Origin of the sequence: Pseudoalteromonas sp. T1lg65 (assembly GCF_051930985.1) — a bacterium.
GTDB lineage: Bacteria > Pseudomonadota > Gammaproteobacteria > Enterobacterales > Alteromonadaceae > Pseudoalteromonas.
This window is the reverse complement of the sequence record NZ_CP196838.1, coordinates 498581-516269: the sequence shown is the minus strand read 5'-3', so window position 1 is coordinate 516269 and position 17689 is coordinate 498581. Positions and strand designations below refer to the sequence as shown.

Sequence of the window (17689 nt, the reverse complement as noted above, 5' to 3'; positions counted from 1 at the left end):
TAATGAATACACGTAATGAGCAAGATGCTGCGCTATCTGAACAACCAACGACCTTGGTCGAACAAGAAGGCAGAGAAGTACTGATCTCTAAATTTCGAGACTTGCAATCGCCAACAGGTGACGACTTTGAAGCGATGATCCGATCTAGTTTTAACCAGGTGGATGATCCCATTGCGGTTGTTGAACATGATGGCCAAAGTGAGTTGGAAGTTTCTTCTGCATTAACGCTAAACTCTGCGCAATCGCCAGATGAACAATTAAGACTGACTGCTCAACAATTGAGTATGACGCAAGGAGCATCATCGACATTGACGGTGAACAAAGACTCAATGACGGTGTTTGGCGGTGTGCTAAAAGTAGAAAACGGCAGCCAAAAAGTTACGCTTGCAGACACGTTACATTCTCAGGTTGTTGATGCTGACAGTGCCGTTAATACCGCAAAAGTGAATACCGAAGCGCTGGTGGTAAACAAAAATAACAAAGCCATTTTGACGGCAGAATTAGACAGCGATGGGGATCCGCTGATCAGCACCTCAGGGCGAATTGATATTGATCAGACTTTGACGGTTGCAGGTGAGAGCACCACAAACACATTGACGGTCAGCGCTGACTCGTCACTGGGTAGAGCAACCGCACGCAGCATCACGGTGACAAATGGCGACACGACAACTTGTACTGTGGACGAAAATGGTGCGATTTTTCATCAACACCTAGAAGCGGAAAGCTCTTTAGGGGTGGGGATTGATGCAGGTAGTACTCGTGCAAAATTACACGTTGCTAAGCGAAGCAGTGATACTGATGCGTTATTCCGAGTCGATGATTATGACCATGACAGTACGCCATTTTTCATTAACTCAGAAGGTAAAGTCGGCGCAGGTACCACGGACATCCATGCGAGCTTCCATGTTGCAGGTGATGCTATCTTTGCTGAGCAAACCGACTTTTTGGCTAATGTTAGCGTGTCAGAGTCAATGTCGATTGGTTCTGACCATTTGCCAACCTCCGCCGGAAGTTTGGCTGTGGATGGCAAACTCGCGGTGGGCAAGGTCGATGCGACGGCTAAATTGGACATTCATGGCGCGATAAACTCCTCTTTACTCAATGTTGAAACAGACGCGATGACGTTTGTAACTATCACGGATGCCGTTACGCGAGACGAAGAAAAAATCACCCTACACCAAAAAACCAAAGTAAAAGAAGCGTTGGATGTAGATAAAACAGTCACCGCGCAAGATGTTACAGCGCGTAACCAACTAAACGGTAGCTCGGCTTCGATCACAGAGACCTTGACGGCCAGTTCGTTAAAGGCAACTACGGACACCCACACCAACAAACTTTGGGTTGGCAATACAGGTGCCGGGACGACTGAACAAGATAGCGCCAAAGGCGCGGTCATCAATACTACGATGACAGTAAAAGACAGTGCAGACTTTAAGGATATTCATGCCACTGAAAATATAAATACGGATAAAACGGTTAATGCCAATAACGTCAATATTGGTGGTCAAGGCGAGCCCTCTAGCAGTAAATTATCGGTCAAAACCTCGGAGCTGAATGAGTCTGCGCTACTGATTAAGTCTCATCAAGACCGAGAACTAATGCGAGTCGACTCAGGCTCTGTGCAGGTTGGTTCAGAAGCGATGCCTGTACCATTTAACGTCAATGGTACGGTAACCAGCAAAGATACCGTGACTGCGCCGACGCTGAGCATCACAACACAGGCAAATGTTCACCAAGCCTATATAAATCAACAAGTATCCGTAGCGACGCCGAGTGAACAGACCGGTTGGTTGAGCAGCGCGAAGCTGGCCGTGTTAAGTGATATGAACAACAGTTCGGGTATAGAGCTAAGTCATTTTAATGGTCAGCGTACCGAAACCGTTATCGCCAGTTATGGCGCGCATTTAGGCCTGTTTACCGACAACTTTACCGCTAACCCTGGCAAAGCACTGCATGTCGGCAAGTCCGCAGTATTTAGAGATGGCGTTGACTTTGACAGTGCCGTTAAGTTTGCGAGCAATTTAACTGCCTATAGTGAAAGCGGCGAGATGAACTTCTGCGTTTCAGATATTGAAGTCGCTATTGGTCAAAGCGAAGCGCCAACCTCATTCAAGGTATTTGCTGACACCACCAGCTGGGGGAAAACAACGGTTAATGGTGGCCTAAATGTTCAGGTTGATGGTCAGTCCATTTTTAATACCACCGACGCTCAAGTCCAAATAACTCAGCTGGGCGAAACTGCCGCACTTAAAGTAAGTGAAGTTGGCGCCGAAGGAAAAGTTACCCATGTGGCAGCGGGCCAACTTGCAATAAACCAGGCGCTCGATGCTAACCGAGAGTTTGCACTGACTGGTAAAGCTAAAATAGCCGGCGATCTGCTACTTGAAGGCGAGCAAACCGTACTAGACGTAAAAGGAAAAACCGAGCTTTACGGTGCGCTTGATGTGTATAACGCGACCACAATTCAAGATGGTCTGACGGTCAGTGTAACTAACAATAGCGCCGAGGTGGAAAAAGATGCGCTGTATGTCACAGGCTGCAGTACTTTAAACGGTGCTCTGTCGGTATTACATGGTGGGCTGACGGTCGATGAGGGTCAGAGCATTTTTAACGACATGGTGACGGTCAATGCGCCAACAGTGATAAACAGCACTTTGACTTCGAAGGAGAGGTTCTGTGCTAACGGTGGTGCAGTAGTTGCTGCCATGGATGAAGGTAATTCGCTGCAGGTTCAAGGTAAAGCTCAGTTTGACAGGGATGTTGCCATAGACGGAGATTTAAACTTTTCCGATAAACCATCTCAAGCTCGTGTCCATATCCAAGAGCAAGGCAAACAAGGCTTACTGATCGAAAGCTTTGATGGTGAAGTGGGCTTGGTATTTAACGACGGTCGCTTAGGGATTGGCACGGCACGTCCAGATTGTGCATTGGATGTCACACAAGACAGTAAGTTTAGAAAAGATGTAGAAATTAAAGGCCGCTTGGAAGTCGCAGAAAGCTTGCACGTTGATGAATACGCCAGTTTCAGAAGCAACCTTAATGTCCATGGTAATTCAGAATTGGCGGGGGAAGCCCGTTTCGGCTTGCCGTTCAGCACACCGATGGATGATGAGGCAACGGGGTTGCCAGCGGGATTTGCTCAGGTTGCGATTGACCAAAATCACTTTGCTAAGGCATTTGCGGTTTATCACCAAGGCGAAAAACCGTTTGTGATTGAAGACGGCTGTGTGGGTATTCAAACCGACTCTCCCAGAGAGGCGCTAGATGTTGCAGGCAATGCGCATGTCCGAGGTGACATAATACTAGATGGAAAGCTACGCGGTTCTGGCTTCTTGGAGTGCTTTAATGGCGCGACGATATTTGGTGATGTTGAGCTTCGTTCTGACTTAACGGTCAATGACGATGTGCATTTAAAAGACACTTTAGTTGTTGACGGTATCGCCACTTTTAATCGCCATGTTGAACTGACCAAAGAGAGTACTTTTCAAGGTTCAGTGCGCTTAAATGACGAGCTATCAGTACAAAAGTCTACGTTGTTACGCGATGATTTAGTGGTGTTGAAGGACACCACGCTACGCGGCAGCTTAACGTTAGAAGGGCTTGAAGCGGACTCTCAAGTTACAGTGAGTCCGAAGTCAACTTTTACAAACAGTATGACAGTACACGGTCATGCGTCATTTCTAAGCACACTGGAAACCACACAGGGTATCAAAGGTCCTTCACTTGCCATCGCAGGCAAAGCGGAAGAAGCGACCCATGTAATTAGTCTTGACTCAAATTCGGCTTCTGCACCGTTGAATATATCCACAGCTGGCAGTGATGCGCTACATATTAATGCCGCTGGCGATGTTGGTATTGGTACTCAAACACCTGCATGCAAACTCGATGTGCATGGTAATGCTCATGTTCGCGATACATTAGTCGTTGATAAAGTGCTGGAGCTATCTGAAGGCGCTGTACTGAGAGGTAGTGGAGCCATCGAGGGTCATATCAATGCTAGTGCGTTGCAACTTGGAGAGTCACAGAGCGTTGATACTATTTCAGTAGACATTGAACTCGGTGGAGAGTCTTCATCCAATACCACGTTAGCGACTCAAGCAGCGGTAAAGGCCTATGTGGACGCGCATTGTTGGACCCTTGCTGAAAACCATAAAGTATTGATGGTACAAAATCAGCAAGAGTTTGATGACGTGATGATGCGTGAGCAATTATGTAATCTCACAATCTTGTTAATGCCTCACACTTGTCACCCGCAGATGAGTCGAGCCTACAAACTCAAACAGCCAGTACGCATTGGCTCCAATGTCAGCATTATTGGTTTTAATCAGAGGGAAACCCGCATTGTAAAAGAGCACGCCGGTTGTCGCTTTTTAATTCATGGTCAAAGTGATGCCCTGATTAAAGGTATAGAAATGCGAGGCTTTACCTTTGATGGCTCGCTGCTTAACGGTGGTCGATACGAAGGAAACGGCGGGGCATTCCACTTACGTTGTGTACAGAACGCCAAGCTTAATTGTGTGATTGAGAATCATCACGTCACTGGAGATGGCGGCGCAATTTATGCCGAAGCCGATGTCTGTGGGGTTGAAGCCCTTCATATTAAAAATTGCTCAGCATTGTGTAATGGTGGCGGTGTGTATGGTGTAAACGAGTCAACGTTACAGGTTTCTCACTGTCAAGCAGAGCAAGGGGGTGGCGTGGCGTATTGTGATGATTGTCAGGTTGTGGCAACAGACAACAATGCAACGCTCTATGGTGGTGGTGCATACAAGTGCCAGAACTTGATGGCGCAAGGTTACTGGCGTCATAACACCGCGCAAGGAGGCATTGGACGCCATATCTACAGCGCCGGATGTGACACCGAACATGACGATCATACACATCAAGATTTCTGGTGGCATGCTCTCTACCTTGATGGTCCGGTGATGTGTGGTACACAGCCTTGGCGTAACGATCACTTCTAATACCAACCAAAACCAGGAGACCTCAGCTGCGGCTCAAAATATAAAGCTCAGTCTGAGGTTTTTAAATGTGTGCTTAGTCCCCAATGGTTCTCCTCTAAGTGGTGATGAGTTTCAAGATGAAATTTGCAATAAAACAATTAGGGGCTGACATTCAAGCTCCTCACTCAGTATTGAAAGCTTCTGGCACCAGTCTGTCAGAGTTAGAAGTTCAATTTGAACAGTGGTTATTGAATGGATTGTCACAAATGGACTGGTCTCAAGTTACAGTGCAAGATTTGCCTGTAGAAGCCATTACCCTGCCAGAAATCGACATAGAACTGGAAAAAATAGATTGGCAGTTTGTGCAACTAGATCCCTTTGCCGCTTTCAAACATTATGTTTTCCCAGTGCTTCGCCGCACAATTAATACCCACCTTAATGATTTAAAACACACCAAAGCACTTTCGCCGCAGCAAACTTCAGACATGCTCAATTTGCGAGGAAAAACGCTGATTAACGGCAATGTAATTGGATTGCTTACACAGGTTTTAGCAAAGACCCCTCCTACCATTTTTGCCAAAATGACGATGAAATTAGAGCTAAAACGGATGCTGAGCACCGCTTTTCAAACGTCAAAAACATCACTTATGGAATTACAAGCACACCCTGACTGGCCGTATTATCGTCACCTGCTGGTACGTCTGTTTGGTGCTGATACTTCTGTAATTCTGCAGCTTTTACGGCCACTTTATCCTGCTGTTGAGCACGAGCGGTTGAGTAAGTTACTAACGAAATTAAATGCGGCTCAATTGGAGCACTTCGTTAGCCAGCTAGAGCTGAGTAACGTTACCACTGCTAATAGGAGTCGTTGTTATCCAAACGCTTCAATACTGCTGTCGTTGTATGAGCAGTTTATCTCCTATCCGGAGTTCAGTGAGACGTTGCTGCGACAGGCCTGTTTAGCGCTTCATTGTGTGTCGCAAAAGCAAGCCATCAGCATGTGGTGTACTGTGCAACAAAATCGTCGAGAGCGATCTGCGGTGGGTCATTTACAGCGAATTATTCATTATGCAGCTAAGCAAAGCGATATGGCGTTAGCGCTATTGGGTGATAGTAAAACTGCGCTGGATACTCTCGACATGGCGATGTTGCCTAAAGCGTTACAGCCAAAGCTGCTAACCAACAAGACTCAGGCGCTGCTGCAACGCGAACTTGCTTACAAACGTCGAAAACAATTAGAACCTTTATATCAAATACTGGCACAGCTGAGTTGGCTAGACACCTCTCACGCATTACCCAGCCAGCGTATAAAGGCTTGGATAAAGTTACAGACGATACGAGCAAACCCGCAAATGCTCAATGCTGCGATATTTCAACAGCTCACTCAAGTGACCGAGTTAATGATGCGGATGCTTCCGAGCTACAAAACCGAAAACGAGATCCTTGAAAAAATTTGGCAGTTGGTAGCTAAAATTCGAGAAACTCGGCGCTTCAGTGTAACAACGCCTGTAGATAAATACCGATTGTGCAAGCTTTATAGTCTTGTCAACCGTTTAGCGGATGTGCCAGTGACAGTACTGCAAGCTCCCGTAAAATGGCTCGCGGCTCACACTATACCTGCCCGAGCTTTGTCTGCTTGGTTGGATGAGGTAACAGCTTGGTGTGTCAGCCATCAACAAAAAATCAAGACAAAGACCCATAACGGCGTATTACTAAAAGTTGATCTCACCAGCGTAAGCCAAGTATTGCAACGTATGCAGACACGTGCTGCCGCGTTGCAAAAAGATAAGGGTGAAATTATCGGAGAGGCGGCAAAAAATGAATTACAAGGTATGCTTTCGATAGTAAAAAGCTTACCTATTCCAGTGCGTGACAATTTATGGGCAAAGTTACAATGTGTTGAATGTTGGCACTCGTTTATACGCATATTGACTGATTTAGAAGCAGAATATAACGCTATCGAACCCGCATCAGTTGTCCCTGCAACTTTGCAACAACTGGACGAGGATGATTTTGCATTCGTCCTTAATAGTCAAATCATTGAATTGACCAAGCGGCTAACCCTGCGATTGAGCACGCTGATGCAGCAGTTTGAACAGCAGCAATTATTATCTCCAAAACTGCGACAAGCAGAAGCGAAAAATAGCCTCAAAAGCACACCTATCTGGCAATGTGCCTTGAGAAGTCATGAGATACTGACTTGTGCTTTGGCGCTTCAGTCAGTGGCTTCACCTAGCCTTAGTCGACTATACGCACTGGTATCCACGCAAAAGATCTGGTTGTTGAATGAGTTGAGCTTTTTAGAGCAAGTTCAGACACAAGCTGCGGCAGAAGGTGAGAAAATACACATGTGGCTAACTGAACATAGCAAGGCATTGAACAGCTTTAGCAAACAGATTGAACAAGCAGCCCCGCTGATTGACCGAGCATATAGTCACACAGATCGTTGGCTTACTCCTGTGTTTAACCATGCATGTGATTTACTCGAAAGTGCTGAGAATTTATGGCGATTGCCGAATCGCTTTGCGGAGCAAATTCAAAAGGTTAATTATGAAGAACCGCAGGAAATACCGCATAGTAACAGCAAGCATAGTGACAATAACGAATTGTCATCTTTCCGTGTATTCCATAACCAAGAAAACGGCACAACCTTAACAGCGCAAAGCCAAGCTCAATTGCCCACAAAATTAGAACCAGCCAATCCGCTAACGGATTTTGTCGATGAAGGTCAGACGCCAGACAAGGAGCAAAATTCGACTGATTTAACATCAAGCGCTACTTACATTGAACAGCGTCCATTCCACAACCTCAACATGCAAGCGATTCAAAACCTGCATCAGCCTGAACGGCCGAGCAACATCGCGGATAATTTGGGTCAAAGCGCAATGACCGAAAAGGCTAACCCCGGTAAGAGCAAAGAGTTACAAGATCCTGAGCAGGTCGAGGTGCAACATGCTACGTCTTTGATAGGCGCTGACTTTACTGTTTCGAGCGATAAGATAGATACCAAGCCGTTACATGAAAAGGTGGATAAAATTCAACATGCTAAAGACAATCCTTTAGCAATGGACAAGCCGCAGCAGCAGACTAAATCGACGTCGCCAAGCACTTTGATTGCTTTATTAACGCACACAACAAACTTGGAACAAGCGCAACAACTTTTAACTCAAGTCAGTCAGTATGGGGAAGCAATGTCGAAGGCATCCGTCCCAGCTGAGCAACAACAAAGGTTACAGCGAGCAGTTAAACGTAGCCAACAACAGTTGGCTCAACTTGCCAATGCTAATCGTCCAAGCTTGCAGGTGGCAATCAAAAACGCTATTGCAGGAGTGCAATCGCAAATTGAACAACTGCAAAAAAGTAATGAATCGCAACAAGCCAATCCCATTACTTTTGATGCAGGTTTAGTAATTTTATGGCCATTTTTACCCACCTTATTCTCTAAATTGGGCTTCTTGTATCCTGAGTCACATGAGCAAGCTGGTGAATTTGTCAGTAACGAAGCCAAGCTAAAAGCACACGCAGCACTGTGTTACATCGCCAATGTTGAGCCGTTAATAGAGGTAAGTCACACAGCTTGTGTGTTGCTAGATCTGCCCTTACACGCTGAGTTGAATTATGACGAACCTGATGAAGATACAAAGGACGCTATCGATTATATGCTGCAAGCGGTAGTCAGTCGTTGGGAAGTACTTAAAGGCATGCCCAAAGCTGAGTTTGTTCGTCTCTTTATCGCTCGTGAAGGGACTGTAGAGTCAACAGATACGGGTTATCACGTCGCCGTTTCAACGCTGCCACAAGATGTATTAATGGCCAAGCTGCCGTGGGGCCTTGGGATGGTGCAGCTGCCTTGGCTTGGACAAACACTCATACACATAGAATGGAAATATGGCTTTTAACCAATATACCTATCGATACCAAGGTTAAATCGATTTGGCGCTGGAGAATTGCGTTTCTTACCAATTTAATTAATGGATTGACCAAATTTGATCTCTCAAATTGGTTAAAAATTAATGCAAATAGGTATTTTTCCCACAAAAACAGATTTCCTCTTGATTGTAGGTAGGTATCAGTTTTTACAAAGAGGACTTTATGCACAATTACAATGAAACCGACACACATCAACTGATTGTTGAACATCAACACCGGTTACAGCTTTATGATGTTGCCAAAAGCCGAGCTGACAGTAGTCGTACTCACAGCGAATATGAACGCAAATGTCATCTCAATGGGCTGTTTACTCACCATGTGTTAACACAACTTAACGACGTAAAACATGAACTAGCGAGTCACGGGTACGGCTGCTTAATTGAAAGTAAAACCGAGCAAATCGAACACGATAATGTGGTGATTGATGTTATCTATGAGGTAGCATTCAAATTTGATGGTAGTTTACAAAGTGACTTAGCGGCTACTTCTGACGATAGCCAGCTGGTATTTTTTACGCAATCTGGCAGCCACTTTATTGCTTGTCGTTATAAAACCAGCCAATTAACTAGCCAAGTACAGTGGCTATATTTTGCTGATGAAGTGCAATCAGAACCCTGCTGTGAGCATGCTCAAGCCGTGGCTGAATATCACCATAGCGAACCCTCCTATTCAGAGTTGGCTTCACTTGTTGACGATTTTATCTCCCTTGTATTTATTCAAAAAAGAGCAAATTTAACTCGCGTTTAGCATCACATTTTGGACTTAAGGACGTCATCTAAGAAAGTCCAAAATGAGGTTAATTATGGCAAGTTACGCGCGCGCATTTGAAACGGTGATAGTCTTTAACTGGCAACAAGCAGACATTTTCAGCGTCGAAGTTGAAAAGCTGGCATGTTGGCAAACTATGAAGGGAGTCGGATTTTCAGAATACGAGCTATATCAACTGTTTAAGCAAGAGTACTGTGAAGAGCTTTGGTATCAGTTACACGGTGATGAGCTTGCAAACCAAAGCATAGCCAACTTATTGTTTAAAGCATCGATCAAAGGCTATATCGATATTTTGCTGTGTGAGTTTCAGCAACATTTTTTACTGCCTGTGAGTGGGCAGATGTGTCACCTAACCCTCTCTTATTTTAACCAGCTTGATTATAACGAGTTGGCCCGCTGGCTCTGTCTGACCTCAAGTTACATCGAAAATTTAGCGTTGCAGCCAACCTCTCCTCCGTATCGAGATGACCACAACATGGCTTCTGGCATGTGGCTGCATTAAGACCGTTTCCCTTCTCACTACCTCCATTTCCTGCCGAGACTTAAACCTTGGTAGCGACCTGACGGGAGGCGTTTGCCTCCTCCTTCCTATTAAAAATTTTGCAATCAATGGAGTATTTTTGATGAAAAAAAATTTTGATAAATCTAGCAATTCAGACGTAATAAAACGCACCAAAAAGCGACGCCATCGAGAGCGCAAAGCCCCTGTGCTATCGCAAGACATAGTGATGGTTTTAGTTGGTAAATGGGCTATGCCTACGACAGTTATATTGGTGCTTGTAACATGTTTATCCGGTTACTACTTGGATGTAGAAGCTTTCACCGCTGTGGTGGGAATGATTTCTCCAGTGATAATGGCATTGATCATGGTGATCAAAGAAGCTTCGGTTGGTAAGGCAGAAGATGCAACGGTAAAAGACAGGGAAGATGAGCGACATGAGCGGCTCCATCAATACCAGATTGAAAAGGAGTTAAAGCTTGCACAATTGACTTTTGATAAGAGTAGACACAGTAAGGAGTTATTAGAAAAAGCTCGGCAGTTTGATCAATCACAGGCAGCTACGCGGGAGTTCTTTCATCTTGCAAAAGAAATGAATACCCAGCTTGCTGATATGATGAAGAAAGAAACTGAATTATCGATAGGTGATACGCATATCAAAGTCGCCGATGGTAATACTAAATTACGCAGCAAATGTCCTAAAAAATGAGTAAAACCAGAGGTACAAAACCACTAAGCCGACTAAAAAGTCGGCTTAGTGGTTTTTGGGGTAGAAAAATTATTCGGGCTGAGGGCTAAGCAAAGTCACAACCAATTCGCCACCTCGTCCAGGTCGTTGTACGTTGCAGATCCTTTCACTCTGCGCAGGTCCAACTGGCAAACAAGAGCAAGGTGCAGAACCAACTAAGCGTATACAGTCAGTGCAATTCACTGGGTATAAGCCCGGATTGCCAGCGTTTTCTTGTAAGGCTTTGTTATATATTCTGTCTATTGGGGTGTTATTAGGCCCATAAAACCACCCATCACTCTTATCAACCGACATTTCCATAAAGCAATTCACGCCATTAACGCAGCTAATATCAAAAGCTTCGTAGCATGGGCTTTGGGGGTTTAAGGTAAATTCAGCAATATTGGTGCCTTGCTTACCATGATGAAAATCAGCACCTGCAACGGGACATTGAGGCTCAATATAGAAACCAATGTTGCCACTGAAGCACTGTCCTTTGGGATCAAATGTTTGACTCTCTCCAGCTGCGAGCGTGAATTTTCCTCTAAGATTATTTACTACCGTGAGAAAATCAAAAGCTGACACGCTCACTGGCGATGGGCAACAGAGGTTTTTGCTGTTTTCTGCGGCAAAAGTGACATAAACCTCAACGCTTTTGGAGGTGTCGTTTTTAACTTTTAACGTGGTGTAGTTTTCCGTTGTCATGGTATTTTCCCAGTAAGTCGGCATTATAAAAGAGATATCACACTAGCATGAGAAAACATTGCGCTTGTATTACAGGTGGTTACATCTAATTACAAGGGCCGTGACTATTGCAAGTAATTTATGTGAATAGGTTTGAGCCTGGAGGACTCTGAAGGAATTAATCGTTCAACGCGATTTGGTTGTTTCCAGATAAAATCAGTGAATACCATGGATAAAGGTGCTTTTATTTCTATACTATGGAAACTAAACAATAAAAACGCAACTAACGGAATCATGCCTACCCTTCAGCTATCCCTGGAACAAAGAGTCCTAGAGCTGGAAGCCCAGCTTGAAAGGGCTAATAGCGAGAAGATTAAGTATAAAACATTGTTTGAGGTGTCTGGAGATGCACTGTCTATTATTGACTTAAGCACGGGGCGGTTTATTGAATGCAATCAAGCGGCGATTGATATGCATGGTGTCGAGTCGGAGGAGAACTTTTTAAACCTCTCGCCTTCTGATATTTCTCCAAAGTATCAACCTTGTGGCCGGCTTTCTGAAGAAATGGCAAGAGAGTGTATCGAGAACACCTTTACAAAAGGGCCGCAACTCTTTCAATGGACGCATTCGAGATTGGACGGTTCCACGTTTCCATGTTTGGTGTCACTAACCGCGCTGCCCCTTCCTGACAAAAACCTGGTACTAGCAATTGGCCGAGATATCTCTGAATTGAATGAAACTCAGATTGAGTTAGAAAACGCAGTCTCTAACATCGCCTCTCTACAATCTGCATACCTGGAAGAAAAACAAAAGTTTGAGCAATTTGTTAACCTTGCGCCTATCGGTATAGTTATCAATCGCTTGAGCGATGGTCGCTTTGAGTATGTTAACGATGAGTTTAGCCGCTTCACAGGATATGAGGTTGATGAACTCAACCAAATGGATTACTGGCAACTCACTCCGAAAAAATATGAACAACAAGAGCAGCAACAATTACTATCCTTAGCAAAGCATGGTCGCTATGGTCCATATAAAAAAGAATATGTTCACAAACAAGGCCATACCTATCCGGTACTCCTCTCCGGTATCAAAATCGCCAAAAGTAATGGTACAGAATATATCTGGTCAGTTGTTCAGGATATTTCTAAGCAACAAGAGATTGAAAAGCAGCTTCAGCAGGCGAGAGATGAGGCTGAGCTCAATGCCAAACGAATGCAGTTAGCGAATGACTCGGCGGGTATCGGTGTTTGGGAGTGGAATGTTGTCACCAATGAGTTAATTTGGGATGACTGGATGTATATGTTATACGGAATAACCAAAGACGACTTTTCTGGTGCTTATGAAGCCTGGGAGAACAGTGTTCATCCTGACGATATAGACTCAACGAAAGCGCAGCTTTTTGCGGCTGTGGAAGGCCGTGATGTTTATGAACCCGAGTTTCGTGTGGTGCACCCAAATGGCAAAATCAGAACCATGAAAGCCAGTGCTGAAGTTATCAGAGATGAACAAGGTAACGCTTTAAAAGTGATCGGGGTTAACTATGACATTACCGAGCGCGTTAATGCAATTAATAAGCTGGAGTTAGCAACGCAAGAAGCGGAGAAAGCCAATCGTGCCAAAAGCGAGTTTCTTGCCAATATGAGTCATGAAATTCGTACACCAATGAATGCGATCCTTGGCGGTTTGCAGCTACTAAGAAATACCAACTTAGATGACGATCTCAGTATTATTATTGAAAATGCCTCGTCCTCAGCGCACTCGCTGCTCACTTTGATTAATGACATATTGGATTATTCAAAGATAGAAGAGGGCAAGCTTGAATTGGAACAACAACCATTTTCGCTGCTGGAAGTCGTAAGATCTGTCAAGTTTGATGTAGACACTTTGGCAAGCAACAAAGGAATAGATGTCTTTCATATTGCAGATAAAAGCTTTGAAGATGGTTGGTTGGGTGACATTGTTAGGGTAAAGCAGATCTTATTAAATCTAGTGTCAAACGCTGTTAAGTTTACTGCAACTGGCTCTGTGGAAATTAAGTTAAGTTGCTCCGAATACCGAGGCAAACAAGTTGTATGCATTTCAGTTATTGACACCGGCATTGGCATGAGTGAAGAGGCGCAAGCGCGGATATTTGAACGCTTTGAGCAGGCTGATAGCTCCACGACTCGAAAGTTTGGTGGCACGGGGCTTGGCATGTCCATTACAATCAGTTTAGTTAAGCTAATGGGGGGCTCTATTGCGGTGGAAAGTCTCATTGAGCATGGGACGACAGTACGAGTGATTTTGCCATTAGTTAAAACAGAGGCACATATACAAGCAAAACTGCAAAAGGCTGTGATAGCGCCCCAATTGACAGGCAAGAAAATCTTAGTTGCAGAAGATAATCCGATCAATCAAATGCTAATCCAATCAATGCTAAAGGCAACAAAAGCAGATCTAACATTGGTAGAAAACGGTAAACTCGCAGTAGAGGCTGCGAAAAAAGAACAGTTTGACCTTATTTTGATGGATATTCAGATGCCTGAAATGGACGGCGCTCAGGCTCAGCAGGAGATAAAAAAAATAAATCATGACACCTGTATCATCGCCCTCACCGCAAATGTTATGGTGGCAGATGTACAGCGTTATTTGCAACAAGGCTTTTTAGCTCACATTAGTAAGCCAATAGATATGAGCCACCTATATAGCGTTTTAACACAGTATTTAGGTGACTAGCATTATTGGCAAAGCCTAGTTTTGGTCACCATATATCGATATAAATGATCTTAGTGGCTTTTTCATCACATAAAATTTTTTATGGGTGATATGATATCGTGCAAACACGATAACAATATTTAGAGTCAGAGCTAAGTTAAAACTCGTCAATTCTTACTCGCTTTTAGATCAATATTAAGGTTAGTCATGCGACGTTTACTTGTATTACCACTCATCATTTCTGCGGCTGCAGTTGCGCAAAACTCAAACAACTACGCAGCAGCAAAACTGCATTATTCCTATGAAACTTCTTATGTTTTCAAAATGCGTAGCGAGCACAACAATACAGGCGAGCTGAATTTAATCAGTTCAATGGCCTATAAGTCGCATCGCATTTCCGTAAAGCCTGACGATGCAGTGGATATATCTAGCCCTTACATGCAAACAAAATATAGCTATGACAGCGGTGAGATGATCGATCCGACTACCTATTTTGAAATAAAGCTTAGTTCACCTTATAAAACTGGAAGGCAACATCGCTTTAAGTCAGCTGATTTCAATCTTGTTGAACATTTCTCTCCGCGAAGCGTTGTAAGTGCAGCTGTGAAGTCGTTGCTAGAAAAACAAGGTGAAGACTTTAATCAGCCACATTACCGTCGCGCGATATTACGACACGAGTTTTTAGCGGGAAGTTATGCGTTGCAACAAACATATACACCTTTAGAGCAGGAGCTAAGAGCACAGTATGAGAATGAGGTTGAATACCGTGATATCAGAGAAAGGCTTCAGTTCAGTTTAGCGCTTAACTTTAACACTGAAAACAGTGCGCGAGTTGAGTTTGGTCAACAGGCTGCTGAGGCTAAAAATGTCAGTGGACTGCAATTTAGCTCAGCATCAAATAAACTCGTAGATTACTTGACGAATACCCTGAGAAGCCATGATAAGGTTGTTGTGGCATACGAAGTGTTTTCCATGACTGGTCAGTATCCACTCTATGTTTCGAGTTGGGGGGAGTCTGGTGTAGCAAAACAACCTGAGGTAATAACGCCATTACAATGTCATAAAAACAATGGTGACAAGTTATTCTTGTGTGAGTTAACTTATAGACAGCACTTTTTGATTGATATGCCTAGCGCCCAACAGCGCAGCGAGTACAGTATGCCTAAGTTTCTACTAGACAACATGACAAGATTGGGTGTCACCGAGAAAACATTTAAAGCCTATTTAGATCAGAACCAAAGTTGAACCTGCACCGCTTAAATAAATGTGTATAAAGCCGATTGAAGAGTTGATTTATAGCTCTTCAATCAGTGTTGATAGGGGTGGCCAACATTGCTCAAAGCGCCAAGGCTCCTGCCAAAAATAGCAGACTGAATCTAGGTCAGAGAACAAATGAGCAGCAAAGTCATTTCCGTTAGTCTGGTAGTGTTGTTTACTTCTCAACACGTCAAGAGCGACGAGAACCGTTTGTTTATCCACCTTATTCTCTTGATATTGCAAAACGATATTAGTCAGCTCGGATAAGCTTGCTCTAATATCGTGTGGGATGCTGCTGCTTTCAGGGTAAAAGTACAGTTTGTCCATCGGTTACGATTTTTCTTCACTTCATGTCTTTGCAGCATAGCGAAGTTCGGGGTAAATATACAATGCCACTTTACTTATCCGCAGTTGAGGCTACTTAACCTCAGATGCGCATAAGCGGATTTGTCCAATAATGCTATTTTGTTCACTCCCTTCGTTGTTTTCATTTGTAATAGCCAGCTATTACTTCGTAAAAACGTCTTGATATTGAACAAAACCTCATCATTGGATTGGAAGATTCATCCGCTTTTTGAATAGTTACACTTTCAAAACTCTTATGCGCAGCTAAGGTTACTTAAATTCTGGCGCGTAATACATCGGGTTATGCTTGGAGTTAGTTTCATTTTATTTACATGACCTTTGTTTTTTAGTGACATTTTTGTGTGATTTGTGTAAGGTTTAGTCGCCAAAACAGAGGATTATGACAGTTTATTTTATTGCAATAATACTTTGGCCGAGGAGCTTTTAGTAACAAAAATTAAGGACAACAGCTGTGGCATTAATATCTGATACCAGTGCACAAGATACTGCAATACAAAAGAAAAAATTCAATCTAGCAACGATTCTAGCAATCGTCCTCTTATTAATTATCGTAATCTATTTTATCTTTCCAATCTTGCAGCAGTGGCTGAGTGGTCAAGTTGGAGTGCGTATCGACAAAGTAAATATTGAAACTGTGCAGCACGGAGATTTTGTCAAAGATATTTCGGTGCAAGGGAAAGTAGTTGCTGCCAAACGGCCAATATTGTATAGCCCAGCACAAGGTACCGTGACCTATTTGGTTGATGCGGGAGATAGCGTAGTTGAAGGGCAAACGCTGGCATTGATTGATAGTCCGGAACTAAAAAGTGAATATGCACAGCAACAGGCAGATTTAAACCGGTTAGAAACCCAGTTGCAAAGAGAAATTATTCAGGCAAAAAAGCAAGATTTAAATCAAGAGAATTATTTAGGCCAAGCCGAAGTTGCACTTAACGCTGCAAAAAGAGAAATGCGTCGTTCACAAGAAGGGATGCAAACGCAGGTGATTAGTGACATTGATTACCAAAAAGCGAAAGATGAGCTGCAAAACGCTGAGCGTGAATATCGATTAGCACTAAAAGAAATCAGCTTGTTAAAGGAAAGTCAGAAGTTTGAAATTCGTACCAAAGAGTTAGAGTTTGAGGCGCAAAAGGTGAAAGTGGAAGACTTACAACGCCAAGTAGATTCTTTAAAAGTGGTGTCACCGGTTAATGGGATTGTCGGTAATTTAAGTGTTGAGCAAAAAAACAGTGTGGCGAAAAACCAGCCGCTGCTTAGCGTCGTTGACTTAACAAAGTATGAACTAGAAATTCAGGTGCCTGAGAGCTACGCAGATGATTTAGGGTTAGGTATGGCGGCTGAGATCACGTTGAACAACAAGATCTACTCAGGTGAAATAGTGGCTATTTCACCGGAAATAGAAAACGGCCGGGTGGAAGGTAAAATCCGTTTCAAGGATGAAGAAATAAGTGGGCTGAGACAAAATCAGCGCTTAACGAGTCGTATTATCTTAGAACAAAAAAGGAACGTTTATTATCTACCTAGGGGGCAGTTTCTTGATGCCAATAATGGGCAGTTTGCTTATGTAGTGAAAGATGGGTTGGCCTTTAAAAAACCGATTCGTATTGGCTCTAAAAGCCTCGGACAAGTCGAAGTTGTAGCAGGCCTAGAAGCGGGTGAACAGGTGATCACTTCAGATGTGAGTATGCTTGAGGGCGCTGAAACAGTCCGTATTATTGAATAAGGCTTATTAAGTTGTTGTAGCCTAAGTTTTAAGTAATGCAGCGGTGGAAAGATATCAATCACCACGTTTACTATGCTAAAATCGGGCCTTGGAGGCCC

10 protein-coding genes are annotated in these 17689 nt (G+C 43.7%); 8 read left to right on the top strand and 2 right to left on the bottom strand.

All coding sequences use genetic code 11. The features are described from left to right. Window positions 1–2: 2 nt before the first annotated feature. The 5 genes from ACSLBF_RS19410 (at window position 3) to ACSLBF_RS19390 (ending at window position 10849) form a co-directional block, all read left to right on the top strand. Window positions 3–4964 (top strand): hypothetical protein, encoded by a 4962-nt coding sequence (locus tag ACSLBF_RS19410; protein WP_440056279.1) that lies wholly within the window; start codon window positions 3–5, stop codon window positions 4962–4964. A 116-nt stretch (window positions 4965–5080) separates the two neighbouring features. Next, entirely contained in the window at window positions 5081–8842 is a 3762-nt protein-coding gene (locus ACSLBF_RS19405) for a contractile injection system tape measure protein (RefSeq protein ID WP_440056278.1), read from the top strand. A 193-nt stretch (window positions 8843–9035) separates the two neighbouring features. Beyond that, window positions 9036–9620: a hypothetical protein gene (locus ACSLBF_RS19400; protein ID WP_440056277.1), complete on the top strand. Its 585-nt coding sequence runs from the start codon at window positions 9036–9038 to the stop codon at window positions 9618–9620. A gap of 55 nt (window positions 9621–9675) precedes the next feature. After that, on the top strand, window positions 9676–10143 hold the full coding sequence (locus ACSLBF_RS19395) for a hypothetical protein (RefSeq protein WP_440056276.1): 468 nt from the start codon (window positions 9676–9678) through the stop codon (window positions 10141–10143). 121 nt (window positions 10144–10264) lie between these two features. Then, entirely contained in the window at window positions 10265–10849 is a 585-nt protein-coding gene (locus tag ACSLBF_RS19390) for a hypothetical protein (protein WP_440056275.1), read from the top strand. 69 nt (window positions 10850–10918) lie between these two features. Here the strand turns inward: ACSLBF_RS19390 and ACSLBF_RS19385 are convergent, their stop codons facing one another. Then, window positions 10919–11572, bottom strand: a complete 654-nt coding sequence (locus ACSLBF_RS19385; protein WP_440056274.1) for a hypothetical protein — start codon at window positions 11570–11572, stop codon at window positions 10919–10921. A 273-nt stretch (window positions 11573–11845) separates the two neighbouring features. On the opposite strand from ACSLBF_RS19385, the gene ACSLBF_RS19380 reads away from it, so the two are divergent. Together ACSLBF_RS19380 and ACSLBF_RS19375 are read left to right on the top strand one after the other, a co-directional pair. Continuing rightward, complete coding sequence (locus ACSLBF_RS19380) at window positions 11846–14266, top strand: PAS domain S-box protein (protein ID WP_440056273.1); 2421 nt, start codon at window positions 11846–11848, stop codon at window positions 14264–14266. A gap of 186 nt (window positions 14267–14452) precedes the next feature. After that, entirely contained in the window at window positions 14453–15490 is a 1038-nt protein-coding gene (locus ACSLBF_RS19375) for a hypothetical protein (RefSeq protein WP_440056272.1), read from the top strand. Window positions 15491–15538: 48 nt separating this feature from the next. Here ACSLBF_RS19375 and ACSLBF_RS19370 read toward each other — a convergent pair whose 3' ends face one another. Next, window positions 15539–15829 (bottom strand): hypothetical protein, encoded by a 291-nt coding sequence (locus ACSLBF_RS19370; RefSeq protein WP_440056271.1) that lies wholly within the window; start codon window positions 15827–15829, stop codon window positions 15539–15541. 490 nt (window positions 15830–16319) lie between these two features. On the opposite strand from ACSLBF_RS19370, the gene ACSLBF_RS19365 reads away from it, so the two are divergent. Then, a complete protein-coding gene (locus ACSLBF_RS19365; protein WP_440056270.1) occupies window positions 16320–17591 on the top strand; it encodes an efflux RND transporter periplasmic adaptor subunit in 1272 nt (423 codons plus the stop codon). Window positions 17592–17689 lie beyond the last annotated feature (98 nt).